Genomic DNA, 25,441 nt, shown 5'->3' with positions numbered 1-25,441 from the left:
GATTACATCCCCAGATAGGCGCGGCGCACGTCGTCGCTGGCCAAAAGGTCGGGACAGCTGCCGCTGTAGCGCACGGCGCCGTTTTCCAGCACATAGGCCCGCTGCCCGGTTTCGAGAGACTGGCCCACGTTCTGCTCGACCAGCAAAATCGCCAGTCCGTCGCCATGCAACCGCTTGATGAGGCCGAACAGTTCCTCGACCATCAACGGCGACAGGCCAAGCGAGGGTTCGTCCAGGATCAAGAGGCGCGGCTCGGCCATGAGGCCGCGGCCGATGGCCAGCATCTGCTGTTCCCCGCCCGACATCGTGCCCGCCAGTTGATCCAGGCGTTCGCGCAGCCGCGGAAAAATGTCCAGCACCTTGTCCAGGTTCTGCGCGCGGCGCTCGCGCGCCCGGGTGAACGAGCCCAGTTCCAGGTTTTCGCGCACGCTCAGGTTCGGGAACACGCGGCGGCCCTCGGGCACCTGGATCAGGCCCGCCTGCACCACCTGACGGTAGTGGCGGCCGGTCAGGTCCTGGCCTTCGAAGCGCACCGTGCCGCCCCACGGCCGGCACAGGCCGCACACCGTGTTGTTCAGGGTGGATTTGCCCGCGCCGTTGCTGCCCAGCAGCACCACGATCTCGCCCGCCGCCACGTCCAGGTCGACGCCGCGCAGCACTTCCATGCGCCCGTAGCCCGCCCGCAAGCCTTTGACCTCCAGCAGCGCGCTCATGCCGGCGCCCCCTGCGCGGCAAGCCGCGCGGCCGCGCCGTAGCCCAGATAGGCCTCCACGACCTTCGGATCGCGCGTGACCTCGCCGGGCGTGCCCGAAGCGATCAGGCGTCCCTGCGCCAGCACCCACACATGCTCGGCAAGGCTCATCACCGCCCGCATCACGTGTTCGATCATCAGCACGGTGACGCCATCGTCCACCAGCTTTTTCACCACCGGAATCATCTCGTCGATCTCACTGGGATTCAGGCCCGCCAACACCTCGTCCAGCAGCAGCAGGCGCGGCCGCGTGGCCAGCGCGCGCGCCAGCTCCAGGCGCTTGCGTCCGGCCACCGTCAGATCCGCGGCGGGCTTATCCAGCGAGGCCTGCAGGTTGACGCGCGCGGCCACGGCCTCGGCCGCGGCAAGCGCCTCGTCGCGATCCGCCAGGCGCAGATGCGCGCCCACCGCGATGTTCTGGCGCACGGTCTGCGCGCCGAATGGCTGCACGATCTGGAAAGTGCGGGTCAGGCCGAGCCGCGCGGATTCGTGCGGCGCCTGCCCGGTGATGTCCTGGCCGGCGAAGTGCACCGAACCCGACCCGGGCTTCAGAAAACCCGACAGCAGGCCGAACAGCGTCGTCTTGCCCGCACCGTTGGGGCCGACCAGCGCGGTCAGCGAGCCTTCCCGCACATCCAGGCTCACGTCCTGCACGGCCTTCAGGCCGCCGAACGTGATGGACAGATTGCGCGCTTGAAGCAGGATGTCAGACACGGGCGCGCTCCTTCATTCCAAACAGGCGGCCAAGCGACTGCCCGCCGCCGGTGATGCCGCGCGGCATGAACATCACGATCAGGATCAGCACCACGCCGTAGATCACCATGCTGATGCCCGGCAGCTCGCCGAAGAGGTTGCGGGTCAGGTCGGCCAGCGCATGCAGCGTTACCGCGCCCAGCAGCGGCCCCCACAGGGTGCCCATGCCGCCCACGATGGCGCCCACCAGGGCCTCCACCGACACGGCCGAGCCAAAGGCGATGCCCGGGTCGATGTACTGGAAGACCTGCACGTAAAAGGCGCCGGCCACGCTCATGAAGGCGGCCGACAGCGCAATGCCGCCCAGCTTGACGCGCAGGGGATTCACGCCGATGGCGCGCGCCGCGTCCTCGTTGTCGCGCACGGCCTGCAGGTAGGCGCCGAAGCGGGAATGGCGCAGCCACGCGGTCACCAGCAGGGCCAGCAGCACGAACGCAAGCAGCAGGTAGATGTAGCCGCGGCGCGAGCCAAACTGCATGTTGGCCACGCCTTCCTGCAGCGGCACCATCAGCCCGACGCCGCCGCCGGTAAACGAGGCCGACAGCGCAAGAATGCGAAAGACTTCAGCAAATGCCAGCGTCACGAGCGCAAAGTACGAGCCTTTGAGCCCGTAGCGGAACGTCAGCCCGCCCACCGCCACGCCGACCAGCGCGCCCAGCGCAATCGCCATGGGCAGCACCAGCCACGGGTTCAGGCCCAGGTTCAACTGGCCCAGCGCCTGCGCGTACGCGCCCACGCCAAAAAAGAGCGCATGCCCGAACGACAGCTGGCCGCCGTACCCGCCCAGGATGTTCCAGGCCTGCGACAGCAGCGCCGCGTAGAGCGACATCATCACGAACGTCAGCAGCACGCCCGACTGGGCCAGCGCGGCCACGGCCACTAGCACCACCCCGAATAGCGCGATAGCAAAAAGATCCCGTTTCATGCTCAGCCCCTCGCCCCGAACAGCCCCTGCGGGCGAAACAGCAGCACCGCGATGAAGATCGCGAAGATGCCCATCTGTCCCAGCGAGTCGCCCAGGAACAGGCCGCCGATGGACTCCACCACGCCAATGAGCAGCCCGCCCACCAGCGCCCCCACGAAACTGCCCATGCCGCCCAGCACCACGATGGTGAAGGCGACCAGCACGAAGCCGCTGCCCACCTGCGGATTGACGTAGTAGGCCGGCAGCAGAAAGCACGCCGCCGCGCCCAGGCAGGCCATGCCGATGCCGAACGACACCGCGTAGACCTTTTCCACGTCGATGCCCATCAGCTTGGCGCCCTGCTTTTCCCTGGCGACGGCGCGGATGGCGCGGCCCAGGTCGGTGCTGCGGATGATCCAGAACAGCACCGCCGCCACCGCCAGCGCGCCGCAGAAGGCGATGACCTTGGGCAGCGCGATCATCGCCGGACCGATTTCGACCGTGGACAGCGTGTACGCGGTGTCGATGCTGCGCGTGTCGGACTTGAACCAGACCAGCGCCAGATTCTCCAGCACGATCGCCAGGCCCAGCGTCACGAGCAGGATGTTCTCGTCCTTGCCGTGGCTGGCGCGGTTGATGACGACGCGCTGCAAGGCGTAGCCGAGCACGAACATGCCGGGCACGACCAGCGGCAAGGCGGCATAGGGGTCGATGCCCAGCCGGTCCTTGAGCAGGTACACGGCGTACAGCGCCACCATGAGCGCCGCGCCGTGGGCAAAGTTGATGATGTGCAGCACCCCGTAGATCAGGGTCAGGCCCAGGGCGATGAGCGCGTACACCGCGCCCGTCGTCAGGCCATTCAGCACCGAGGAAAAGAGGATGGCGGGATCGAGCATGGGTCTTGTCAGGCCTTCAGCGGGAACACGGCATCGGCCTGGCGGTATTCGGCCGGGAAGATCACCTTGATGTCGCCGCCGATCACCTGCGTAAGCAGCGGCTGCGCCCCGGTGTTCTGGCCATTGACGAACTTGGTCGGGCCATAGGGCATCAGGTTGTCCTGGAAGGTGCTGGACGCCAGCGCCTCGATGATCGCGGCGCGGTCGGCGGACTTGGCGCGCTCCAGCGCATCGGCCAGCAGCAACATCGCGGTGTAGGTCATGAAGACCTCGTAGCTGAAGTACGCGCCCTTCTCTTCCACCCGGGCCTTCAGCGGCGCGACGCGCGCATCCTTCGGGTTGAACCAGTGGTTGCAGTCGATGATGCCGTTGGCGATGTCCGGAAATTCCTTCAGGAACTTGTAGCTGGAGGCCGCGCCGCCCAGCACCGAGTAGATGGCCTTGGGCTGCACCTTCTGCTGCTTCATGGCGCGCAGCAGCAAGGCGTATTCGTTGTAGTAGTTGGCCGGGATCACGATGTCGGGATTCACCGACCGCATGCGCAGCACGATGTTGTTGAAGTCGCGCGTCGGGTTCGGGTGCTTGACGACTTCCTTGACCTCGAAGCCGTGCTCCGGCAGCGACTTGGACAGGAGCGCGGCGGTGCCCGTGCCGAACAGCGAGTCCTCGTGCACGATCATCACGGTCTTGGCAGGCTTGCCGGCGGCGTCGTTCAGCGCGGCCAGGTCCAGGATGGCGCGTTCGCTACAGGCACGGTAGCCCGGCCCGAAACGGAAGGTGTTCTTCAGGCCACGCTCGACGATCTGATCGGCCACGCCCACGTCCACGACGTGCGGCAGGTTGTACTTGGCGGCCGTCTGCGTCGTGGCCAGGCAGATCGCCGAGGCATACGCGCCCACGATCGCCGACACCCCCGCCTCGTTCATCTTCTCGACTTCGGCCGAGCCCGCCTCGGGACGCGATTGCGCATCGCCCAGCACCGCCTGCAGCGGCGCGCCGCCCAGCGACTTGATGCCGCCCGCCTTGTTGATGTCCTCGATGGCCAGCATCGCGCCCAGGCGGCATTGCTGGCCGGAATACGCCAGCGCGCCCGTCACCGGGTGCAGCACGCCTACCTTGATGGGCGCGGCGCCCTGCGACCGGGCCACCCACGGGGCGGACACGAGGGCCGCTGCGGCGGCGGATTGATAGAGGAAAGTGCGGCGCGAATTCATGGGCGGATCTCCGAGGGGTTCAATGAAATTGGGCCGACAGCTCTTCGCTGACCCAGACCTTGGCGTCGATGCTGCCGACGCGCGATAGCTGCAACTGATATTGGTAGCGGTCGGGCCGGTACAGGCCCTGCAGCAATTGCACCGGCCGGTCGCCCACGTCGCGCACCAGACGCGTGACGGCCAGCAACGCCGAACCGACCGCAACGTCCAGCAGCCGCGCGACCTGCGCATCGGCCAGGCGCGCGGAAATCGTCTGCGTGGCACCGCCGAACTCCACCCCCGCGGCTTCCAGCAGCATCAGGAGAGGTTCGCGTTCCAGGTCTTCGCGCGTGAAATCGGCCACGGACTGCGGCACGTAGGTGGTGATGTGCGAGAGCGGCCCGGCATCGGTGCTGCGCACGCGCAGGCTTTTGTGCACGGGGGTGCCGGGCGGGATATGCAAGGCGTCGGCCACGGACGGCGGCGCATAGACGAGCGTGCTGTCCAGCACCTGCACCGACGTGCGCAAGCCCATGTTGACGATGTTTTCCAGCAGGCCGGTCAGGTGCGCCTTCTGCTGCGAATCGGGCGCCGGCGCACTGTGCGCGGCTGCCGCGCCGCGCAGGGGCCACGTGCCCAGGCCGGGGCGCCGCGACACCAGGCCGTCGGCGACCAGCATTTCCATCGCCTTGCGAATGGTGATGCGCGCGACGTCGAACTGGTCCGCCAGCGCATGTTCGCCGGGCACGCCGTCCTGGTCGAACCGCCCCTCCTGCAGTTGTTCGCGCAGGACGAGATAGATCTGGTGGTATTTCGGAAGTGGCAATGAGGTTCCCATGACGGGAACTCTAGGGGTGTCCTAATGTACGGTCAATGGAACAAAGGGTCCCGGCGGTTGTTCTATCGGGAAAACACCGACTCGATCCGATTCCGTCCCCGCTGCTTGGCGTAATACAGCGCGCGATCGCTGCGGCTGAGCGCCAGCCCCGCATCGTCGTCGTTGTTGTGCAGCGCAGAAATCCCGATGCTGACCGTCAGCGGGATGGGGCACCCGCCCGTGGAATACGGCGTGTCGGCGATCCGCCGCTGCACGTTGCGGGCAAAGACGTGCGCGCGTTCGAAGTCGGTGTCCGGAAGGACGACGGCAAACTCCTCTCCGCCGATGCGGCCCACCAGGTCGATTTCTCGCAATTGGGCGCGCAGCATGTTCGCGAAATGCTGCAACACACCATCGCCGATGGCGTGGCCCCAGGTGTCGTTGATGTGCTTGAAGTGGTCCAGGTCGCACATCAGCACGGCCGCCCCCTGACCGCCCTGCCCCTTTATCCGCGTCAGCTCCGCGGCGATGCGCGACATGAAGTGGCGGCGGTTGGGCAAGGTGGTCAGCGCGTCGGTCGCGGCCAGTTCGCGCAATTCAAGTTCCGCCCGCTTGCGGTCGGTGATGTCGGTGACAAAGCCGTGCCAGACCACGCCATTGTCGGCGTCGCGGCGCGGGCTGGCATCGCCCTGCCGCCAGCGCACGCCCTGAAGCGGCAGGCAGACGCGGAATTCCAGATGCCAAGGCATCTGCGCCGCGGCCGCTGCCTGCAGCGACGCGCGGTAGGCCGGCAGGTCGTCGGGATGGATGCGCTGTTCGATCGCGGTGGTGCTCGCGCGCACGTCGTCGGCGGTCAGTTCGAACATGTCCCAGATGCCCGCGCTGACATACGAGAACCACGATCCGCCCTCCGGCACCGGCCGGCATTGGAACACCAGCCCGGGCACGGCGTCGGTCAGGTTCACGACCAGATCCGCGGTGCGCTTGAGCCTTTCGGACATGGCGCGCAGGGTGCTGATGTCCGTGGTCGTGCCCATCATGCGCAGCGCGCGGCCCGTTTCGTCGCGGCTGACCACCTTGCCGCGGCTGCAGATCCACTTGTAGCTGCCGTCTTTGCAGCGGATGCGGTGCTCGACTTCGTAGCTGTCGGTCTTGCCATCGAAGTGCGCCTGCATGGCGGCCCGGACATAGTCCAGGTCGTCCGGGTGCAGGCGGGTGTAGGCGTCTTCGATGCGCGTCGTCAGCTCGGCTTCGCTGTAACCGAGCAAGGCCTTCCAGCCCGGCGAATAGGTGATCTCGCCGGTCACCACGTTGCGGTCCCACACGCCGGTGCCGCTGCCGGCAATGGCCAGCGACAGTTTGCGGGCTTCGTCGCGCCAGGTGTCTTCGTCGGCACGCTCGCAGGCCAGCGCGTGGCGCTTTTCGATGGCCGTGGCCGCCAGGCCCGCCAGATCCTGCAAGGTTTGCTGATCGTCGGGGGATAGCCGGCGCGTCTGGCTGTGCAGCAGGCGCAGCGTGCCGAGCAGGCGGCCATCGGCGGCGCGGACCGGATGGTCGAGGGACCAGGGACATGGCGCGGGCCCCGGCGCGGCGCCAGCCACCGCCCGCCACGCGCCATCGGCGTCGGTGCACGCGATGATGGCCGTGTCCACGCCTATGGTGCGCCGGGCCAGCCGCGCCAACCTGTCCAGCGGACCGTCCGGGTCGCGTGGCGCCCCGGCCGCGTCAGGGCCAGGCGGAGGGATGGGGGACGCATCTCCGGAAGCGGGCATTTCGAAACCTGATCAATACGGAATTCACCGGTACAGCCGGCCAGCGCGTAGTGGCTGACATTCTGTCACGTTCCGCACCAAAATTGCATCATTTCGGCGGGTTGATCAGGCAGATCGAGTCCCCGTTTTCCCTACTGCGTCGTCGTTCCCCCGCCCTTGCGCCCACCCGCTCAGGCCGCTTTCGGCCGGGTGTCCACCGGCAGGCACAGCAAGGCGGTCAGCAGGGCCAGACCCACATGCGCCAAGTAGATGGGCGAGAAATCCGCATGGCTGGCGACGCCATGCCCCAGCAGCACCACGGTGACCGCCACGCCCAGCACGCCGCCGATCTGGCGCGTCGCCTGGTTGACCGCGCTGCCCACCGCGTAATGCTGCGCCGGCAGCCGGTTCACCGCCGCGCCGGACAGCGAGGGCAGCACCATGCCCACCCCGATGCCGCTCAGCAGCAGTCCGGGCAACCATTCGCGCACATAGGCCGGTTCCGCGCCCGGCACCAACAGGAACCACAACCCGCTGGCCGCATACACCAGCGCGCCGCCCACGAGGAAGGGCCGGTGCCCCATCCGCGCCGCCAGCCGGCCGGTGATGATCGCCGTCGGCATCACCAGCAGCGGACCGGGCGTGACCGCCAGCCCCGCGCGCGGCAGGCTGTAGTGCCACACGCCCGTCATGTAGAAGAAGAACGCAAAGAACATCATGGCAAAGGCAATGCCAAAGCTGAGCGTCGCCAGATTCACGTAGCGATACGTCCGGTGCTTGAAGAGCGCCAGATCGACCAGCGGGTGCGGCGTCACGCGCGCCCAGACCACGAACGCGATCAGCGCCATCACGCCCACGGCGGCCGCAACCGCCAGTTCGCCGCGCTGCCACGTTGGCGACTCCGACTGCACGATGGCCAGGGCCACCGCGCCCACGCCCACCATCAGCAACGCCATGCCTACCCCATCCACGCGCCGCCGCGCGTCGGGCTTGACCGATTCCTTGAGCAGGCCCGCGCCGAACCACAACGACACCGCGCCCAATGGCAGGTTGATGTAAAACGCCCACGGCCAGCCGGCCACATCCACCACAAAAGCGCCCAGGCTCGGCCCGACGGCCGCCGCCAGTCCGCCCACCGCGCCCCACAGGCTCACCGCCACGGACCGCTGCGACGCCGGAAAGGCCGCCAGCACGATCGACAGCGATGCGGGCGTCAAAAGCGCCGCGCCGACCGCCTGCAACACGCGCGCGACGATGAGCCACTGTTCCGTGGCGGCCAGCCCACAGGCCGCCGACGCCGCCAGAAACAGCAGCACCCCGCCCATGAACATGCGCTTGCGGCCATGCGTGTCGGCCAGTCCGCCCGAGGGGATCAGCATGGCGGCAAAGACCACCGTATAGGCGTTCAGGACCCAGGACATGTCCGCGGCCGAGGCCGTCGGGAATCCTTCGCGCAGCGCGCCGAAGGCGGCATACAGCATCGTGCTGTCCAGCGACACCAGGAAGACCGCGATGCTGGCGATCCAGAAGACGGGCCAGGGCGAGGCTTGTGGCGCGGCGGGCTGCGACGGGGCGACGCCGGTTGCGGTCAGGCTGACCGCCGCAGCCTTGTCGCCGGCGGTATCCGCCGCGACGTAGGCCGGGTCGTTGGCGCCAAGGCCGGCCGCGGACTCGGCGGAAGTTGTGGGGATACGCATGGCAGTCCGGTCCCCGCTTACAGATAGACGGCCGGGCTGGCGGTCAGGCCCTGCTTGACCTGGCGCGTCAGCTCGTCGGCCAGCACTTCGCGCTCGCCCGCCTCCAGCGCGTCCAGCGCCTGGGCCACGATGGCCTGCGGCGACGACTTGGGCGCATCGATGTCTTTGGTCAGATCGGTGTCCACGAAGCCCATGTGCAGGCCCAGCACCTGCGTGTTCTGGGCCTGCAGCTCTTGGCGCAGCCCGTTCGTCAGCGCCCACGCGGCGGATTTGCTCATCGCGTACACGCCCAGCATCGGCCTGTTGAGCCAGCTGGCGATCGACAGGACATTCAGGATCGCCCCGCCGCCGTTGGCGGCCAGCACCGGCGCGAAGGCCTGCGACACCAGTAGCGGCCCAAAAAGATTGACGTCCAGATGGCGGCGCGCCGACTCCACGCTGCCCGGCGCGAGAAAACCGCCGAAATCCGCAATGCCTGCATTGTTGATGACCAGCGTCACGTCGCCCGCCAGTTCGGCGGCGGCGGCCACATCTTCGGCGCGCGTCACGTCCAGCTTGACGGGCACGACGCCCTCCAGCGTGATGGCCGACGGATCGCGCGCGGCAGCGTAGACCTTGCGGGCGCCCCGGGCCAGCGCCTCGCGGGCAAAAGTCAGACCGAGGCCGCGATTGGCGCCCGTGATGAAAACAACGGCGTTTTTCAGTTCCATGATGCGCATTCCTGAGGATGAATTGATGTGGATGTAGGGACTTCGGCAAATCAAAATATGATGAACATCATATTTAAGGGCAGCAAAACGGCCGCGCAGTGCGGCCGGAGAAAATCGAATCAGTGAGACGTTGCGGCAGCCTCGTGGTCGTACTGGTCCAGCACCGCTTGGCGGGCGGAGGCCAGCACCGCGCGTCCGCGCGGGTTGTCGCCCAACGCCCGCGCCAATTGCAACGCGCCGACCAGGGTGCTGAGCACGGCCGCGGCCGCGTGTTCGCCCGCCTGGGCGGGCAGCACCTGCTGAACGGCTTCCATCAGCCGCTGCACCCGGCTGGCCGCGACCTCGCGCACGTCGTCCGACTGGCGGGGAATCTCCGAGGCCAGCGCCGCCACGGGGCACCCCCGCTCGCAACCGGCCAGGTGCGCGTCGCTGAGATAGGCTTCGACCCAGGCGCGCAACGGGCTGGCGCCTTCGGCGCGGCGGCGCGCCATGTTCTGGGACAGTCGCGCCGCGCCGTCCTGGCCGGCACGCTCCATCGCCGCCGCCAGCAGCGCGTCGCGCGAAGGGAAATGCGCGTAGAAGCCGCCGTGCGTCAGACCGGCTTCCTTCATGACGTCCGCGACGCCTACCCCGGAATACCCGGCGCGGCGGATCGCGCGCGCCGCCGCATCGACAATGCGTTCGTGGGATTGTTCCTTGCGGGAGGCAGACATGACCGGGACGTCCGAAATATGATGATCGTCATATTAATCCCGCCCCGTTCCAAAGCGCAAGCCCCGACCCCTATTTCAGCGCCACACCTCGGGTTCGAGGGTGACTTCGCCCTTGGCCGCCGAAAAATACACCACGCCGTCCGAGATATTGGCGTTCAGCTGCATCGTGCGTTCGGCCAATTGGCCCAGCGCCCGGCTCTGCTCGGCCGGCAGGTTGATCACCTTCAGGTTGCGCGTGCGTTCCAGCTTGTTGCGCACGCCGTCCCACCAGATCTTGCTGGCCGAACCGCCATAGCAGTACACGATCACCTCGTCGGCCCGGCCACAGGCGCGCAGGATGCGGCGCTCTTCAGGCTGGCCCACTTCGATCCACAGCTTGACCTCGCCCGTCAGGTCCTTCACCCACAGGTCCGGCTCATCGGTATCGCTCAGCCCCTTCGTGAACGACAGCTCCTCCTGCGCATGCAACGCAAACGCCGCCAGCCGCACCATCATCCGCTCGTCCGTTTCCGAGGGATGACGCGCCACGGTAAGCCCGTGACTGCCGTAATAGTGGCGATCGGTATCGGCGACGTTCAGGTCGGCCTTGTAGATGGTGGCGCGCAGGGCCATGGCGTAGGTCCGTTCAAAAGCGAATTGCGGGAAGGCCGCCATGATAACCGCCCGCTGCGGGGCGCCACGCGCCTCGGCAATCGTCAATCGCCCATGCCGGCAGGCATTGCAGCCGCCGGAAGCCGCAGGCCACGCGCCACAGGCCACGGCTCAGGGGTCAAGGCTCAGGGGTCAAGACTCAAGGATCAAGCCCAACGGCTAGACCCGGCGTTACACTTGCCGGGCCTGCACCGCGCCAACCCTGCCGGCAGCGCCACTCAACATTCCCGCGCCATGACAGCCACAGCCGCCCTCCTCGCCTTCACCCTGGCCGCCGCCATCCTGACCATCACCCCCGGCCTGGACAACGCCCTGGTGCTGCGCACCGCCGCCGTCGAAGGCAGCCGCCGCGCCCTCATGGCCGGCCTGGGCATCAGCGCAGGCTGCCTGCTATGGGGCGCGATAGCGGCCTTCGGACTCGGCTCGCTGCTGGCCGTGTCCACGCTCGCCTACGACACCCTGCGCATCTGCGCCGCCATCTACCTGTTCTATCTGGGCATCAAGCTGCTGTGGAGCACCCGCGCCGTGCGCAAGAACTCGGGCCAGGCCGCTATGGAGATCGGTGGTACGGGCACGGTGGCTGGCACTGGCACTGGCACTGGCACTGGCACTGGCACTGGCATTAGCACTAGCACTAGCACTGGCGCTGGCGCTGGCGCTGGCACCGGCAACTGTACCGCGCCCTCCGCCTCCAGAATCACCACCGCCACGCGCCCCGGCAGCACCGCCACCGCCTGGTTCGTCCGCGGCTGCCTCACCAACGCCCTGAACCCCAAGGTCGGCGTCTTCTACATCACCTTCCTGCCCCAGTTCATCCCCGCCGGCGCCGACGTCCTGCGCTTCAGCCTGTTGCTAGCCACGGTCCACGCGATCGTCGGCATGCTCTGGTTCGTCCTGCTGGTCGCCGCCACCCGCCCCCTGGCCCGCTGGCTTTCCCGACCCGCAGTCACCCGCGGCCTGGACCGTGTGACCGGCGCGGTGTTTATCGCGTTTGGGTTGAGGTTGGCGCTGGAAAAGCGCTGATGAATGGCGGGTTGTTTGAACACCCGCGCTTGGATGGGTGTCAGACACCTGGCGGCGATCATGCGCATCTCGTAAGGTTGTCAAACACCCGACGGCGGTCGTCAGACACCCGACGGCGATCAAATACCGCGTCACCAGCGCGCAGCGTCATCACCACGACGCAAGACACCCAAACGCCAAAGAAGGCCGCCCGCGCGGCCGATTTTGGCGGCCCCGCAAGATCTTCCGCCCCACCCCACCCGCGGCAAAAACGCAAGAACCCAACTCGCCCCGCCACCCCGCGCCAGCAACTGACAGAGCGGCTGGTGACGGGCCGGGTGCGAGCGCGGGGCGTCGATGCGCCCAAGGGAATCCGAAGGCAGGCGCCGAAGGTCGCCAACGAGGATGACGCAGGGGGGGGCCGCCTAGGCAAGTCCGGAGCGAAGGCTCCGGACCGCAATCGTGGCCCCGCGCTTGCACCCGGCCCGGCGCCGGCCGCGGCTAAAGAACCCCGCCCGACACCAGCACCACCAGCAAATACAGCAAATACAGCAAACACAGCAAACAACATCAAAGCCAGTCAACCAAGCAAACCAGCCCACACCGCCTCAATAAACCCCAATAGCATGCCGCGCCACAAAATGCCCCTCACCCACGGCAACCAACGGCTCCACCAGCGGCTCATCCCCCACCCGACGCATCGGGCTGGGAATCTCATCCACCAGCAGCGACCGCTCGCGATGCCGCCGCTGCGGATCCGCGATCGGCACCGCCGCCATCAGCTTCTTCGTATAAGGATGCTGCGGATTTTCAAAGATCGCCCGCCGAGGCCCGATCTCCACGATCTGCCCCAGATACATCACGGCCACCCGGTGGCTCACCCGCTCCACCACCGCCATATCGTGCGAAATGAACAGGAACGACACACCCAGCTCACGCTGCAGATCCAGCAGCAGATTCACGATCTGCGCCTGAATCGACACGTCCAGCGCCGACACAGATTCGTCCGCGATCACCACCTTGGGATTGAGCGCCAGCGCCCGCGCGATGCAAATCCGCTGACGCTGCCCGCCCGAGAACTCATGCGGATAGCGGTCGATCATTTCCGGCAGCAACCCGCACTTGTCCATCAGCCACCGCACCCGATCCTGTGCCGCTTTGCCGCGCGCCACCTTGTGGATCAAGAGCGGCTCCATGATCGAATAGCCCACCGTCATGCGCGGATCCAGCGATGCGAACGGGTCCTGGAAAATGAACTGGATATGCTGGCGCAGCGTCTGCATGGCGCTGCCGCGCAGTGCACCGATATTCTTGCCGTCGAATTCGATCGACCCGCTCTTGCTCTTGACCAGTTGCAGCAATGAACGGCCAGTTGTCGTCTTTCCGCACCCCGACTCGCCCACCAGCGACAGCGTCTCGCCCGGATACAGGTCAAAGCTGACCTTCTCGACCGCATGCACGCGCTTTTGCACCCGGCCCAGAATGCCACCGGTAATGTCAAAGCTGGTCGTCAGATCCCGCACCTTCAGCACCGGCCCGTTCTCGCGCCGCACCGTCGATGGCGCGGCCACCGGCGTATCCACCAGCTTGGCCGGATCCGGCACGCGCGCGGCCTCGTCCACCTTTAACAGCGGAAACGGCGCCGGCTCGTCCGTGCCCTGCATCGCGCCCAGGCGCGGTACCGCCGACAGCAACGCCCGCGTGTAGGCATGCTGCGGACGCGCAAAGATCTCGTCCGAACCGCCCTCTTCGACCTTGTCGCCCCGGTACATCACCAGCACGCGGTCGGCCACTTCCGCCACCACCCCCATGTCGTGCGTGATGAAGATCACGCCCATGTCCATCTCTTCCTGGAGCTGGCGGATCAGTTGCAGGATCTGCGCCTGGATCGTGACATCCAGCGCCGTCGTCGGCTCGTCGGCGATCAAGAGTTGCGGCTTGCACGACAGCGCCATTGCGATCATCACGCGCTGGCGCATGCCGCCCGACAGCTGGTGCGGATAGCGGTCCAGAATGGCGCGCGCCTCGGGAATGCGCACGCGCTCCAGCATGCGCAGCGTCTCGGCGCGGGCGGCCGCGGCGTCAAGCCCCTGATGCAGCTGCAGGGCCTCGGCGATCTGGTTGCCGGCCGTGAAGCTGGGGTTCAGCGAAGTCATCGGCTCCTGGAAGATCATGGCGACATCCGCGCCGCGCACGCGTTGCAGCGTGGAATCGGGCGCATTGACCAGATCCAGCACGTCGCCGCTGCGCCGGCGCAGCAGCATCCCGCCGTTGGCGATATGTCCGCCGCCGTACTCGACCAGCCGCATCAGCGCCAGCGAGGTCACGGACTTGCCGGACCCCGACTCGCCCACGATGGCCAGCGTCTCGCCGCGGTTCACGTGAAAGGAAACATTGCGCACCGCTTCCACGGTGCGTTCGGGCGTTTTGAACCGCACCGTCAGGTCATTGACCTGCACGACGCGGTTGGAATCCATGGTTGCCATATCGATTACTTTTCCTGACGCGGATCGAGCGCGTCGCGCAGCCCGTCACCCAGCAGATTGAAGCCCAGCACCACCAGGAAAATGGCCGATCCGGGGAAGATCGACATCCAGGGCGCCTGGGTCATGAAGTTCTTGGCCGTGTTCAGCATCGAGCCCCACGACGGCGTCGGCGGCTGCAGGCCCAGGCCCAGGAAGGACAGGCTCGCCTCGGCGATGATGGCCGTGGCGATGGTGATCGTGGCCTGCACGATCAGCGGCGGCATGACGTTGGGAAACACGTGCCGGCCGATAATGCGCAGGTCGGAAGCGCCCAGCGCGCGGGCGCTCTGCACGTAGTCCTCGTTCTTGACCGCCAGCACCTGCCCCCGTGTCAGCCGGATGAACTTGGGCGCCGCCGATACACCGATGGCGATCATTGCGTTCGTCAGGCTGGGCCCCAGGAAGGCGGCCAGCGCAATCGCCAGGATCAGGAAGGGAATGGCCAAGAGCGCCTCGGTGGCGCGCGAGATGACGCTGTCCGTCCAGCCGCCGAAGTAGCCGGCAGCCAGGCCAAAGGGCACGCCCACGACCAGCGCGATCAGCACCGACACCAGGCCCGCCATCAGCGAGGCGCGCGCGCCGTAGACCATGCGGCTGTAGATGTCCCGGCCCAGCTCGTCCGTGCCCAGCCAATGCGCCGCCGACGGCGCCTTGCGGATGGTGGTGAAGCTGGTTTGCAGGGGATCCTGGCTGACGATGAACGGGGCCAGGATGGCCACCAGCACGAAGAACAGCACGATGCCCAGGCCGAGCATCGCGATGCGGTTGCGTTTGAACTTGGCCCACGCGCGATTGCGGCTGCGGGGCGGCGTGACGGCTGCGGCCGTTGCAGGAATTGCGCTCATGAGTGCCTCAGGCGGGGATTGACCAGGATGTACAGGATGTCGGCCAGCAGGTTCATCAGGATGAAGCCCACCGCCACGCAGAGCACCACGCCCTGCACCACCGCGTAGTCGCGGGTGAACACCGCGTCGACCACCAGCTTGCCGAAGCCCGGGATTGTGAAGACCTGTTCGGTCAGCACGGCGCCGGCCAGCAGTTCACCAAACAACAGCGTGACCAGCGTGACGATCGGCATGAGCGCGTTGCGCAGCGCGTGGCGCAGCACCACGCTGCGCGGGGACACGCCCTTGGCGCGGGCGGTGCGCACGTAATCCGCGGACAGCGCCTCCAGCATGGAAGACCGGGTGTGCCGCATCAGGTACGCGGCAATCGCGGTGGACAGCACCAGCGACGGCATCAGCATGGTCTTGATGGACAGCCAGAAGTCCTCGGACGGCGACACGTAGCCCGAGGCCGGCAGCAGCTTCCACTGCACCGACACCACCATGATGAGGATGATGCCCAGCCAGAAATTGGGAATGGACATGCCGGATAGCGCCGCGATGTTGGCGCCCATCTCGACGGGCTTGCCCTTGCGTACCGCGGCGATGATGCCCATGGGAATGCCCACCAAAAGCGCAAAGAACATCGCCATGGCGGCCAGTTGCAGAGTAACGGGCAGCTTCTGCGCGATCAGCGTCGTGACGGGCACGTCGGTGCGCAGGGACTTGCCCAGGTCGCCTTGCAGCACCTGCCCGGCCCAGGCCGCGTACTGCATCGGCAACGGGTCGTTCAGGCGGTATTTGTCGCGCAGGTAGTCCAGCACGGCCGGGTCGCGCTCTTCGCCGGCCAGGGTCAGCACCGGATCGCCGGGCAGGATTTTCTGCAGCATGAACACGATCATCGACACCAATATCAGTGTCGGGATCGCGACGATCACGCGGCGCAAGATGAGTTTAAGCATGAGGAAAACCGTAAGACAGGAACGACGGACGGCGCCGGCCGGACAAGGGACGATGCGCGTCCGCCGCAAACGACAACCGGACGCGCAAGGCGCGTCCGGCGGGTGCGGCGGTCGATTGCCGCCCCAACATTACTTCTGCGCGAACGTCACGCCCTTGAGCCGGATCATACCGTCCGGGTAGGGAGTGAAACCCTGGACCTTCTTGCTCATGACGAAGGGCCACGGCTGGTAGTAGTTGTACACGCCGGGCAGTTCGTCCTGGATGATGGTCTGCGCCTGGTCGTAGATGGCCTTGCGCTTGGCCTCGTCCGGCACCGTGCGCGCCTGGTTGAGCAGCTTGTCGACTTCAGGGTTGCAGTAGTGGCCGTCGTTCAGCGCGCCCTTGCAGGTGACGAAGGCGTGGATGTTGCCGTCGGGATCGACCCGGCCGGACCAGCCCAGCATCACGACCTGGAAGTTGCCGCCCGAGGCTTCCTTTTGCAGCGCCGCGTATTCCGTCGGGCGCAGCGACAGGTCAAAGCCCGCCTCGGCGGCCATCGCCTGGACGATCTCGGCGATGGACGAAGTGGTGGTGTTGTTGCCAAACACCAGCTCGGCCTTCACGCGGTCAAAGCCCGCCTGCTTGAGCAGGCTCTTGGACTTGGCCACGTCGCGCTGGGTGACGGGGAACTTGTCGCTGTGATAGGGGCTGGCGGGCGGGAACGGCTGCTGGGCCGGTTCAAAGATGCCGCCACCGGCCACTTCGTTGATGGCGTTGCGGTCGATGGCGTACTGGAACGCCTGGCGCACCAGCTTGTTCTTGAAGGGGTTGTCTTCGGCGCGCTTGCCGTTGCCCACGTTGAACATGAACTGCTGGAAGCCCAGCCCCGCGACCGGTGCGAACGTCAGGTTGGCGTCGGTCTTGACCTGCGGGGCGTCGGACGGATTCAGGCGTTCCAGCATGTCCAGGTCGCCGGCGCGCAGGTTGGACAGGCGCACGGTGGTGTCCGGGATGGGCAGGAACGTCAGGCGCTTGAAGGCGTAATCCTTGGCGCCGTAGTACTGGTCGAATTTTTCGAGAACGATGCGGTCGTTCTGGATGCGTTCGACGAACTTGTACGGACCCGAGCAGATGGGCTTGCGGCCCACGGCGGCGACGTCGTCCGAGAAGGTCTTGGGCGACAGCATCATGCCGGCGCGGTCGGACAGCTGCGCGAGCAGCGTGGCGTCCGGTTCCTTCAGGGTGAGCACCAGCGTGGTGGCGTCCGGCGCGTCGACCTTGGCGACCGAACGGAGCTCGCCCTTGCGCAGGCTGTCCGGCAGGCTCATGGCGCGTTCCAGGTTGGCCTTGGCCGCGGCCGCGTCGAACTTGGTGCCGTCGTGGAACGACGCGTCGTCGCGCAGCTTGAAGGTCAGCACCTTGTTGTCGTCGCTGAACGACCACGAGGTGGCCAGTTGCGGCACGAAGTGCAGTTTGGGATCGATGTCCACCAGCTTGTCGCACAACGACGTGAACACGATGCGGCCCACGTAGGTGCGGGCGCGGTGCGGATCCAGAACATCGGGATCTTCCTGCAGGCCGATGCGGATGTTCTGGGCGCTGGCGGCGCCGGCGGCCAGCGCCAGCAGGCTGGCGCCGAAGGTCATGGTCAAGCGTTTCATTGTGTTTATTCCCCTTGTTGCTGCATTTGCCGGTTTAAGGAAGCGCTTTAGAAGCCCACCGCCTGGCCGTCACGACGGCTGTCGCTGGCGGCGACGTAACCCAGTTCGTTGTCGTTTTCGGACATGCGCCAGATGAATTGGCCGGCGCCGAAATCCATGTACGGATCGTCAACGGATTTCAAAGCATGCCCCAGGTCCTTCAGTCCCGCAATCGTAGAAGCCTTCATATTGGTCTCGATGTCGAGCGTGAAGTCGCGGTTGACCTTCCAGCGCGGGGCGCAGCATGCGGCCTGCGGGTTCTGGTGATAGTCGATCATGCGGACCACGGTCTGCATGTGGCCCTGGGGCTGCATGTCGCCGCCCATGACGCCAAAGCTCATGACCGGCTTGCCGCCGCGCGTGAGGAAACCCGGGATGATGGTGTGGAACGGGCGCTTGCCGCCTTCGACCACGTTGGCCGACTTGGGATCCATGGAGAACCCCACGCCGCGGTTCTGCATGCTGATGCCCGTGCCCGGCACGACCACGCCCGACCCGAAGCCCATGTAGTTGGACTGGATGAACGAGATCATCATGCCGTTTTCGTCGGCGGCGGTCAGGTAGATGGTGCCGCCTGCGTGCGGACGGCCGGCCTCGAAGTGGGTGGCCTGGTCCAGGCGGATCAGCTTGGCGCGGCTGTCCAGGTAAGCGTCCGACAGCATCTGCTCGGGCGTGACCTGCATGGCGCGGGGGTCGGCGACATACTTGTAGAGGTCGGCGAACGCCAGCTTCATGGCTTCGATCTGGATGTGCTGCGACTGCACCGAATCCACGGGGATGTCGGCCATGTCGAAGCGTTCGACGATACCCAGCGCGATCAGCGCGGCGATGCCCTGCCCGTTCGGCGGGATTTCGTGCAGCTCGTAGCCGCGATAGGACTTGGAGATGGGCTTGACCCATTCCGGACGGTAGCCGCGCAGGTCTTCCAGCGTCATCGCGCCGCCGCATTCCTTGCTGAAGGCGGCGATGCGCTCGGCCAGTTCGCCTTCATAGAAGTCGCGGCCCTTGGATTCGGCGATGCGGCGCAGCGTGTTGGCGGCGTCGGGGAAGCGGAAGTGCTCGCCGACCTTGGGCGCGCGGCCTTCGGGCAGGAAGGCCTGGGCGTAGCCGGGCTGCGACTTCAGTTCCTCGGCGGCGGCGGCCCACTTGTGCGCCACGACGGGCGGCACGGCATAGCCGCGTTCGGCGATCTCGATGGCGGGTTCGAACAGTTGTTCGAACGGCAGCTTGCCCAGCTTTTCATGCAGCGCGGCCCAGCCGGCCACCACGCCGGGAACCGTGACCGCATCCCAGCCGCGCTTGGGCTGGATGGCCAGGCCATTGGCGTCGGTGCCGTACTTGCGCTTGAAGTATTCGGTGTTCCATGCGGCAGGCGCGACGCCCGACGAGTTCAGGCCGTGCAGCTCCTTGCCGTCCCAGACGATGGCAAAGCAGTCGCCACCCAGGCCGCAGGAAACCGGTTCGACCAGGACGATCGTGGCCGCGGCCGCAATGGCGGCGTCCACGGCGTTGCCGCCCTTGAGCAGCATGCGCAGCCCCGCCTGGGCAGCCAGCGGGTGCGACGTGGAAACCACGTTGCGGGCAAACAGCGGAATGCGGACGGAAGGATACGGGTTGGCCCAGTCGAAGGTTTTCATGTGGCGGGTCTCATAAGGTTAAGCGGGCGAAGTTACTCTCGTGCTTTAATTAAATCAATTTGATTTTTTGTTCCGTCATAAAAGAATTTTTTATGAGTACGATCCGGTTCATGCGCACCTTTCTGGCCGTCGCGCACCACGGTTCCTTCTCGGAAGCAGCCGAGCAGGTGGCCCTGACGCAGGCGGCCGTCAGCTTTCAGATGCGCTCGCTGGAAGCCGAGCTGGGGCGAGAACTTTTCGACCGCAGCGGGCGCCTGGCCATCCTGAACGCGGCCGGACGCGAATTGCTTCCTGAAATCAAGCACTTGCTTGATTTATACGACAGACTGCGGCGGCCGAACACCGCGCCCGGCGAATTGGCCGGGTCCGTGTCGGTGGGCAGCATCGTGTCCTGCATGGGGACGCTATCGAAGGTCATCTCGGGATTGAAAAAGGCCCACCCCAAGCTGGACGTGCGCATCCTGTCGGGCAAGGCCAGCGAGCTGGCGGGCAAGGTCGAGGACGGCGAGCTGGATGCGGCATTCCTGGTGGAAGCCGGGCGCAAGATGGCCAGCACGCGCTGGACCGCACTCTATGAAGAACAGATGGTGGTGATCGCCCCGCTCTCGGCGGCCGGCAAGGACGCCCGCGAGGTGCTGGCGGGCAATCCGTTCCTGCGCTTTGACCGCACCCAGCGCACCGGGCTGCAGATCGACCGGCTGCTGCGCCGGATGGCGGTGCCGGTCAATGACTTCCTGGAACTGAACGCGATCGAGACGCTGGTGGAACTGGTGCGCCAGGAAGTCGGCGTGACGCTGCTGCCGCTGATCAACGGCGCGAACTGGCAGCATAGTCCGGAGTTGCGGATCTTTCACCTGCCCGACGACCTGGGGCCGCTGTCCCGCTCCATCGGGATGCTGGAACGCCGCGAACACGCCCGCCAGGGCATCACGGCAGCGATCTGCGAGGCGTGCGCGCAGGACTTCCGCGCACGCGAACCGCAGACCGCCGCGTGACGTTTACATCGCCATGGCCGGATCGGTCACGGACGCCTTGCCGGTTTCGACGCGGCCGGCAAAGCGGCGCAGCCACGACGGATCCTCGGCCAGCCGCACCGTGAAGTCGTACCACGCGTGGCTGCCCGCAAGCGCCCAATGCTGCTCGACCTGCGCGCCGGCTGCGACCGTGAAGGTCCAGCGCTCGTGGTTGGCGTAATACGCATTGGGCGTGACTTCAAAGGTGCACGGGGTCTTGCCGGCGTTGATGAAGCTGACGTAGACGTCGCCATTGGCGATGTCGTAGCAGACGCGGATCTCGGCATCCTGCTGCGCCGTGCGGTCATGCGCCACGTCGCCGGCGAAATGGCGGTGCCAGCCGTTGGGGCCCAGGACCCACAGGTCGTACTTGCCGCCGTCGGCCGCCGTGTCCCAGCTGCCTTCGAGCTGCTTGCCCGGTTCCACGGTGTAGCGGCGCGGCAGGCGGTCCAGATTCAGGCGGTCATACACATGGAACACCGCGGCCTGTTTACCGGTGTTTGAAAACACCAGCCACATTTTGCCGGTGCCCGGCTGGCTGCGGCCGCTCGCGTGCAGCTCGTACGGCAAGGCGCGGGAATAACGCACGCCGGGCTCCTGCACGCCCTTGGCCTGCGTGGACGGATCGGGCAGCGGCACGGCGGTCAGCGCTTCCTGCGCGGCGCGTTCCTGGTCCGATCCGCTGCGGGTCAGGATGTTCAGGTCGGGCAGTTTTTCGTCGTTGGGCGTGGCGAAGTTGAAGGCCGAGGTCAGGTCGCCCAGCACGGCGCGGCGCCACGGGCTGATGTTCTCTTCCTTCACGCCGAAGCGGGCTTCCAGGAATTGCAGCACGGAGGTGTGGTCGAAGGCCTGGGAATTGACCCAGCCGCCACGGCTCCAGGGCGACACGACGTACATCGGCACGCGGGGGCCGGGGCCGTAGACGCGGTTGTCGGCGGCGTCCTGGGCGGACGCGTGCGTGTGGCGCTCCAGGTCGGTGTTGACGGTGGAGGCGCCGGCCATCGAGCCATCGGTATTCAGCGAGGGCGCGGCGGGCGGCGGCACGTGGTCGAAGTAGCCGTCGTTCTCGTCGAAGTTGATGAGCAGGACGGTCTTGCTCCAGACGTCCGGATTGGCGGTCAGCGCGTCCAGCGTTTCCTGGATGTACCAGGCGCCCTGCACGGGACTGGAGGGGCCGGGGTGCTCGGAGTAAGTTGCCGGCGCCACGATCCACGACACCTGCGGCAGCGTGCCGTTCATCGCGTCGTCGCGCAGCGCCTGCAGGAAGCCGCCGTCCGGCATCGTGTTGGCGGTGCCCTTGTAGAGCGGATTGGCCGCGTCCATGCTGGGCGTCCAGGCCGGGTAAGGCGCGCCGTTGCTGCCGTTGCCCGCCAGTTCGTTGGCGCGGCGGTACTGCTGGAAGCCAGCCAGCGGGTTGTCGCCGAAGTTCTCCGGCAGGTTCTGGTAGACCTTCCACGTCACGCCGTTTTCCTGCAGGCGCTCCGGATACGTCTTCCAGGTCCAGCCGATGTTCGAGGCGCCCAGGCTGTCCCACTGGTTGCGGGTCGACGGGCCGTTGCCCTGCGCCAGCGGATCGTTGGTGCCGGTCCAGTGAAAGAGGCGGTTGGTGTTGGTGCCGCCGTGGGTGGAACAGTGGTAGGCGTCGCACAGGGTGAAGGCGTCGGCCAGCGCGAACTGGAACTCGACTTCCTTCTGGCGGTAGTAGCCCATCGACTGGTTCTGCTTGTAGCGGGGCCATTGATACATGCGGCCGCCGTCCCAGGCCATCTGCGCATCCACGTAGTCGTGCGGCGTGCCGGCCACGCGCTGGGCGTTGCCCTGCGTGCTGTCCAGGTGGTACGGCATGACGACGCGCGTGCCGTTGGTCTGTTCCCAGACCGAGCGGTCCTGCGGCAGCGGGATGGTGATGCGGTCGCCAAAACCGCGTACGCCCTTGAACGTGCCGAAGTACATGTCGAACGAGCGGTTCTCCTGCATCAGGATGACCACGTGCTCGACGTCGTTGATGGTGCCGGTGCGGTTATTGGCGGGAATGGCGAGCGCGCGGCGGATCGCGGGCGGGAACATCGACAGCGCGGTCAGGCCTGCCGTGGAGGCGGCGGCGTTGCGCAGGAACCGGCGCTTGCCGGCGTGGATCGTGTCTTTATCGGACTTCACGGAGGATTTTCCTATGTGTCTGGAATAGGCGCGGCTCAGGGCGCGCAACGCAGTTCGGGCTTGGCCGGCGGCGGCGTGGTGGGCGTTTCGGGCTGGGTGGGCGTACCGGGATTGCCAGGCGTAGCGGCGTTGTCGTCGCCGCCATCGTCGCCACCGCAGGCGGCCAGGGTGGCGGTCAGCATCAGCACCGCGCCGGCGCGCAGGAAACCGCGCAAAATCATGGACTTGCTCATGGGGTATTTATCCTTGGGACATCAGGGAAACAGTTCGTGGACGGACTTGCCGGACAGGGCGAGGGACTTCACTTCTTCCTCGGTCAACGCCCGCGACCAGAACGCCAGGTCATCGAAAATCATCGTGTACGGGCCCTTGGTGCCGGCGCAGCAGATGCCGTAGGTGCCGAGGCCGTCTTCGTTCAGGCCGATGTGCGGACCGAAGATGCCGGCGACCTGGGCCAGGTTGACGCCGGGCGTGGCGGTGGAGGTCACGCTGCGCACAAAGCCCAGTTCGCTGTCGTAGCGGTAGGCGGTCATGGTGCGGGCCGTCTTGTCGATGGTCATGGCGATGTAGACGGGCTTGTTGGGCGTGAACTTCACGCCGTTGATGTCCGCGCGCTTGCCGCCGCCGGCGATGTTGAAGCGCAGTTCGGGCCCTGCCCATTGGGCGATGGTGATGCCAGGGTTGCCGCCGGAGTTGTAGTCCTTGTTGCCGATGATCGAGCGGTCATTGGCGGTGCCGTCGGACTGGAACCAGAAGCCGATGGTGAACGCCTGCACGCTGTCCAGAAGGCCCGCCGGATAGTCCAGCTTGAATGCGCCCAGGGCCGCCGAACCGCGCTCGTTCCGGAAGCTCTTGCCGTACACGCCGGGGTCGGCATAGGCGGGCGCCTGGGTGCCGTCGAACGGCGTGATCGCGCCGCCGCCGGCGGCCTTGTCGGCCACGTCGCCCTCGAAGGGGAAGAACATGGTCAGGCCGGTGCGCAGCGAGGCCAAGAGGGGCACGGGCTTGACGTAGACGACCGTGGCGCGCGCGGCGCTGACCGCGTGGCCGGTGGAGACGCTGTAGGCCACTTCATGCACGCCCTCGGCAGTGAAGGTGAAGCCGGTGTCGACGTATTCGGTGGCGGTGCCGGGCAGGCGCGCGACTTCCTTGCCATCGCGGCTGACGACGATGTCGCCGGCGGGTTCTCCAACGCGGACCCAGGTGACGGTGACGCTCTTGTTGTCCATGGAGGTGCGGGTGGCAACGCGGCGCAGCGCCAGCGGCTCGCTGAGCGCGGTGCCGGCCATGTCGTAGGCGGCGGCCTCGGGCAAGGCGTCCAGGTGCGACAGGACGGTGGGCGCCACGTCGGCAGCGCTGGGCAGCGCGTACCAGTTGGTGTCCCATACGCCGTCGAACGAGGCGTCGTCGGCGCTGCCGCCGAGCAGCGCGGGCTGATTGGCGGCGAGCAGGATGGTCTTGTTGGAAGAGAACGGCAGGCCGTCGCTGCCGCCGGTCTTGTCCAGGCCGTGGCTTGTGGCGACGACCATGAGCCAGTTTTCGTTGGGATGCGCGGCGCGGCGGTCGGCCAGTTGCTTGGCCAGGACGCCAAGGGCGGCGTCGGTCTGGCGGATGACAGCGTCGTAGGTGGTGCCGAAGCCGTTTTCGGCGGCGGCGCGTTCGGGCGCGCCGAATTGCGCGACGACGAGGTCGTAGCCTTCGGCGATGCGGTCGCGGGCTTGGGAGGCGACGCAGTCGTCCTGGCCTGCGCAGTCGGTTAGCGTCTGGACGTAGCCGGCGTCGCGGTCGATGTTTATAAGGCTGGCCAGCAGCGATGAGTTGAAGGCGCCGGCGGTGCGCGCTTCAGGCTGTGCGGTCTTGATGCGTTGGAACAGGCTGGGGGCTTTCATGCCCTGGCTCTGTGCATTGGAGCGCACGCCGTGGACGTCGGCCCATTGCCCGGTGAGCAAGGTGGCCCAGCCGGGCGCGGTGAGCGTGGGCTGTTGGGTCACGGTGCCGGTCACGCCGCCGGTCCAGGCGCGGGTGACGGTCAGCTGGCTCAGATTGGGCAGCGTGTTGTCCGCCACGCCGCGCCGCAGCGCGTCATACGTCAGGCCGTCCACGCCGACAAACAGCACCTTGCTGGCGCTCGCCTCGCCCGGCGTTGTCACGGGCGGCTGGGTCGGCTCAGGCGGGGCAACGGGCACGTCGTCGTCATCGTCGCCGCCGCCACAGCCTGCCAACACGCTGGTCGCCAGCAACATGGCGCACCATCTTCTCCAATTCAATGTCTGCATTGCTTCTCTTCTCTTTTTCATGAAGGGGGTCTTACGCTGGCCGACATGGTGGCGACTGAACGTGAAAGACCCGTGAAGCAAAGGCGAGAAACCTTGATTGCTGAATCAGGATTCTTTTGCGGATGAGGCAATGCAGGTGTGCAGTTCGGTGGGTTCGTTTGCCTGCGAGGCAAGGGAGCGGGTGGGTTTTCGGTGGCTGGGAATGTGGTGATGGCGGGTGTTATGACACTCGGAGAGTCGACACGACATGCCGGCGACCTTCTACCCGGGCTGTCTGACGGTTTGTTCGCTTTTGCGTTTTGGTTTGCCTGGGGTTGAGTTCTTGAGACGTCCGGCACGGCGACGGCCCGGGGCGCGCGGGGCCACGATTGCGGTCCGGAGCCTTCGCTCCGGACTTGCCTAGGCGGCCCCCCCCGTCGTCATCTTCGTCCGCCTTCGGCTCCCTTCAGATTCCCTCGGGCTTATCGACGCCCCGCGCACCCCGGGCCGCCACCGCACCGGACTCGAGCAGTTGAAGTTTTCCGGGCGG

At 66.7% G+C, this 25,441-nt stretch carries 21 protein-coding genes; 2 read left to right on the top strand and 19 right to left on the bottom strand.

The genetic code is table 11. The features are described from left to right. Positions 1–2 precede the first annotated feature (2 nt). The 11 genes from ASD87_RS02045 to ASD87_RS01995 all read right to left on the bottom strand — a co-directional run bounded on the left by ASD87_RS02045 (position 3) and on the right by ASD87_RS01995 (position 10,797). Positions 3–713, bottom strand: a complete 711-nt coding sequence (locus tag ASD87_RS02045) for an ABC transporter ATP-binding protein (RefSeq protein WP_056316466.1) — start codon at positions 711–713, stop codon at positions 3–5. Then, positions 710–1,465, bottom strand: coding sequence for an ABC transporter ATP-binding protein (locus tag ASD87_RS02040; RefSeq protein ID WP_056316463.1), 756 nt, complete (start codon positions 1,463–1,465; stop codon positions 710–712). Before ASD87_RS02040 ends, ASD87_RS02045 begins: the two co-directional genes overlap by 4 nt. Then, positions 1,458–2,429: a branched-chain amino acid ABC transporter permease gene (locus ASD87_RS02035; RefSeq protein ID WP_056316460.1), complete on the bottom strand. Its 972-nt coding sequence runs from the start codon at positions 2,427–2,429 to the stop codon at positions 1,458–1,460. The genes ASD87_RS02040 and ASD87_RS02035 overlap by 8 nt, the downstream gene beginning before the upstream one ends. Positions 2,430–2,431: 2 nt before the next feature. Continuing rightward, positions 2,432–3,304, bottom strand: coding sequence for a branched-chain amino acid ABC transporter permease (locus ASD87_RS02030; RefSeq protein WP_056316458.1), 873 nt, complete (start codon positions 3,302–3,304; stop codon positions 2,432–2,434). Positions 3,305–3,312: 8 nt separating this feature from the next. After that, positions 3,313–4,518, bottom strand: coding sequence for an ABC transporter substrate-binding protein (locus ASD87_RS02025; RefSeq protein ID WP_056316455.1), 1,206 nt, complete (start codon positions 4,516–4,518; stop codon positions 3,313–3,315). 19 nt (positions 4,519–4,537) lie between these two features. Beyond that, entirely contained in the window at positions 4,538–5,335 is a 798-nt protein-coding gene (locus ASD87_RS02020; protein WP_056316452.1) for a GntR family transcriptional regulator, read from the bottom strand. 62 nt (positions 5,336–5,397) lie between these two features. After that, on the bottom strand, positions 5,398–7,086 hold the full coding sequence (locus ASD87_RS02015) for a sensor domain-containing diguanylate cyclase (RefSeq protein ID WP_056316449.1): 1,689 nt from the start codon (positions 7,084–7,086) through the stop codon (positions 5,398–5,400). Between the two features lie 170 nt (positions 7,087–7,256). After that, positions 7,257–8,762, bottom strand: a complete 1,506-nt coding sequence (locus ASD87_RS02010; RefSeq protein ID WP_235512588.1) for an MFS transporter — start codon at positions 8,760–8,762, stop codon at positions 7,257–7,259. Between the two features lie 17 nt (positions 8,763–8,779). Then, positions 8,780–9,472 carry an SDR family oxidoreductase gene (locus ASD87_RS02005; RefSeq protein WP_056318659.1) on the bottom strand — a complete coding sequence of 231 codons (693 nt, stop codon included), beginning with the start codon at positions 9,470–9,472 and terminating at the stop codon, positions 8,780–8,782. Positions 9,473–9,591: 119 nt separating this feature from the next. Further along, a complete protein-coding gene (locus ASD87_RS02000; RefSeq protein ID WP_056316442.1) occupies positions 9,592–10,185 on the bottom strand; it encodes a TetR/AcrR family transcriptional regulator in 594 nt (197 codons plus the stop codon). Between the two features lie 75 nt (positions 10,186–10,260). Beyond that, on the bottom strand, positions 10,261–10,797 hold the full coding sequence (locus tag ASD87_RS01995; RefSeq protein ID WP_056318656.1) for a YaeQ family protein: 537 nt from the start codon (positions 10,795–10,797) through the stop codon (positions 10,261–10,263). A 273-nt stretch (positions 10,798–11,070) separates the two neighbouring features. Between ASD87_RS01995 and ASD87_RS01990 the strand changes: the two genes are divergently transcribed. Next, a complete protein-coding gene (locus ASD87_RS01990) occupies positions 11,071–11,859 on the top strand; it encodes a LysE family translocator (RefSeq protein WP_056318655.1) in 789 nt (262 codons plus the stop codon). A 587-nt stretch (positions 11,860–12,446) separates the two neighbouring features. Here the strand turns inward: ASD87_RS01990 and ASD87_RS01985 are convergent. The 5 genes from ASD87_RS01985 to ggt form a co-directional block, all read right to left on the bottom strand. Continuing rightward, entirely contained in the window at positions 12,447–14,315 is a 1,869-nt protein-coding gene (locus ASD87_RS01985) for a dipeptide ABC transporter ATP-binding protein (RefSeq protein ID WP_152385475.1), read from the bottom strand. A gap of 14 nt (positions 14,316–14,329) precedes the next feature. Further along, positions 14,330–15,208: an ABC transporter permease gene (locus ASD87_RS01980; RefSeq protein WP_056316437.1), complete on the bottom strand. Its 879-nt coding sequence runs from the start codon at positions 15,206–15,208 to the stop codon at positions 14,330–14,332. Then, entirely contained in the window at positions 15,205–16,149 is a 945-nt protein-coding gene (locus ASD87_RS01975; protein WP_056316436.1) for an ABC transporter permease, read from the bottom strand. Before ASD87_RS01975 ends, ASD87_RS01980 begins: the two co-directional genes overlap by 4 nt. 129 nt (positions 16,150–16,278) lie before the next feature. After that, on the bottom strand, positions 16,279–17,790 hold the full coding sequence (locus tag ASD87_RS01970) for an ABC transporter substrate-binding protein (protein ID WP_056316433.1): 1,512 nt from the start codon (positions 17,788–17,790) through the stop codon (positions 16,279–16,281). 47 nt (positions 17,791–17,837) lie between these two features. Continuing rightward, on the bottom strand, positions 17,838–19,466 hold the full coding sequence (gene ggt / locus ASD87_RS01965; protein WP_056316430.1) for a gamma-glutamyltransferase: 1,629 nt from the start codon (positions 19,464–19,466) through the stop codon (positions 17,838–17,840). Positions 19,467–19,558: 92 nt separating this feature from the next. On the opposite strand from ggt, the gene ASD87_RS01960 reads away from it, so the two are divergent. Beyond that, a complete protein-coding gene (locus ASD87_RS01960; RefSeq protein WP_056316427.1) occupies positions 19,559–20,461 on the top strand; it encodes a LysR family transcriptional regulator in 903 nt (300 codons plus the stop codon). A gap of 3 nt (positions 20,462–20,464) precedes the next feature. On the opposite strand, the gene ASD87_RS01955 is transcribed toward ASD87_RS01960, so the two are convergent. From ASD87_RS01955 to ASD87_RS26510, 3 genes are read right to left on the bottom strand one after another with little or no spacing between them, the layout of a single operon-like run. After that, positions 20,465–22,636 (bottom strand): phosphocholine-specific phospholipase C, encoded by a 2,172-nt coding sequence (locus tag ASD87_RS01955; RefSeq protein WP_056316423.1) that lies wholly within the window; start codon positions 22,634–22,636, stop codon positions 20,465–20,467. 35 nt (positions 22,637–22,671) lie between these two features. After that, a complete protein-coding gene (locus ASD87_RS01950) occupies positions 22,672–22,869 on the bottom strand; it encodes a hypothetical protein (protein ID WP_200952110.1) in 198 nt (65 codons plus the stop codon). Positions 22,870–22,890: 21 nt separating this feature from the next. Next, positions 22,891–24,912: an alkaline phosphatase family protein gene (locus ASD87_RS26510; protein WP_235512587.1), complete on the bottom strand. Its 2,022-nt coding sequence runs from the start codon at positions 24,910–24,912 to the stop codon at positions 22,891–22,893. Positions 24,913–25,441 lie beyond the last annotated feature (529 nt).

The sequence above is a fragment of the Achromobacter sp. Root170 genome (genome assembly GCF_001428165.1).
GTDB lineage: Bacteria > Pseudomonadota > Gammaproteobacteria > Burkholderiales > Burkholderiaceae_B > Achromobacter > Achromobacter mucicolens.
This window is presented reverse-complemented; position numbering and strand designations above follow the sequence as displayed.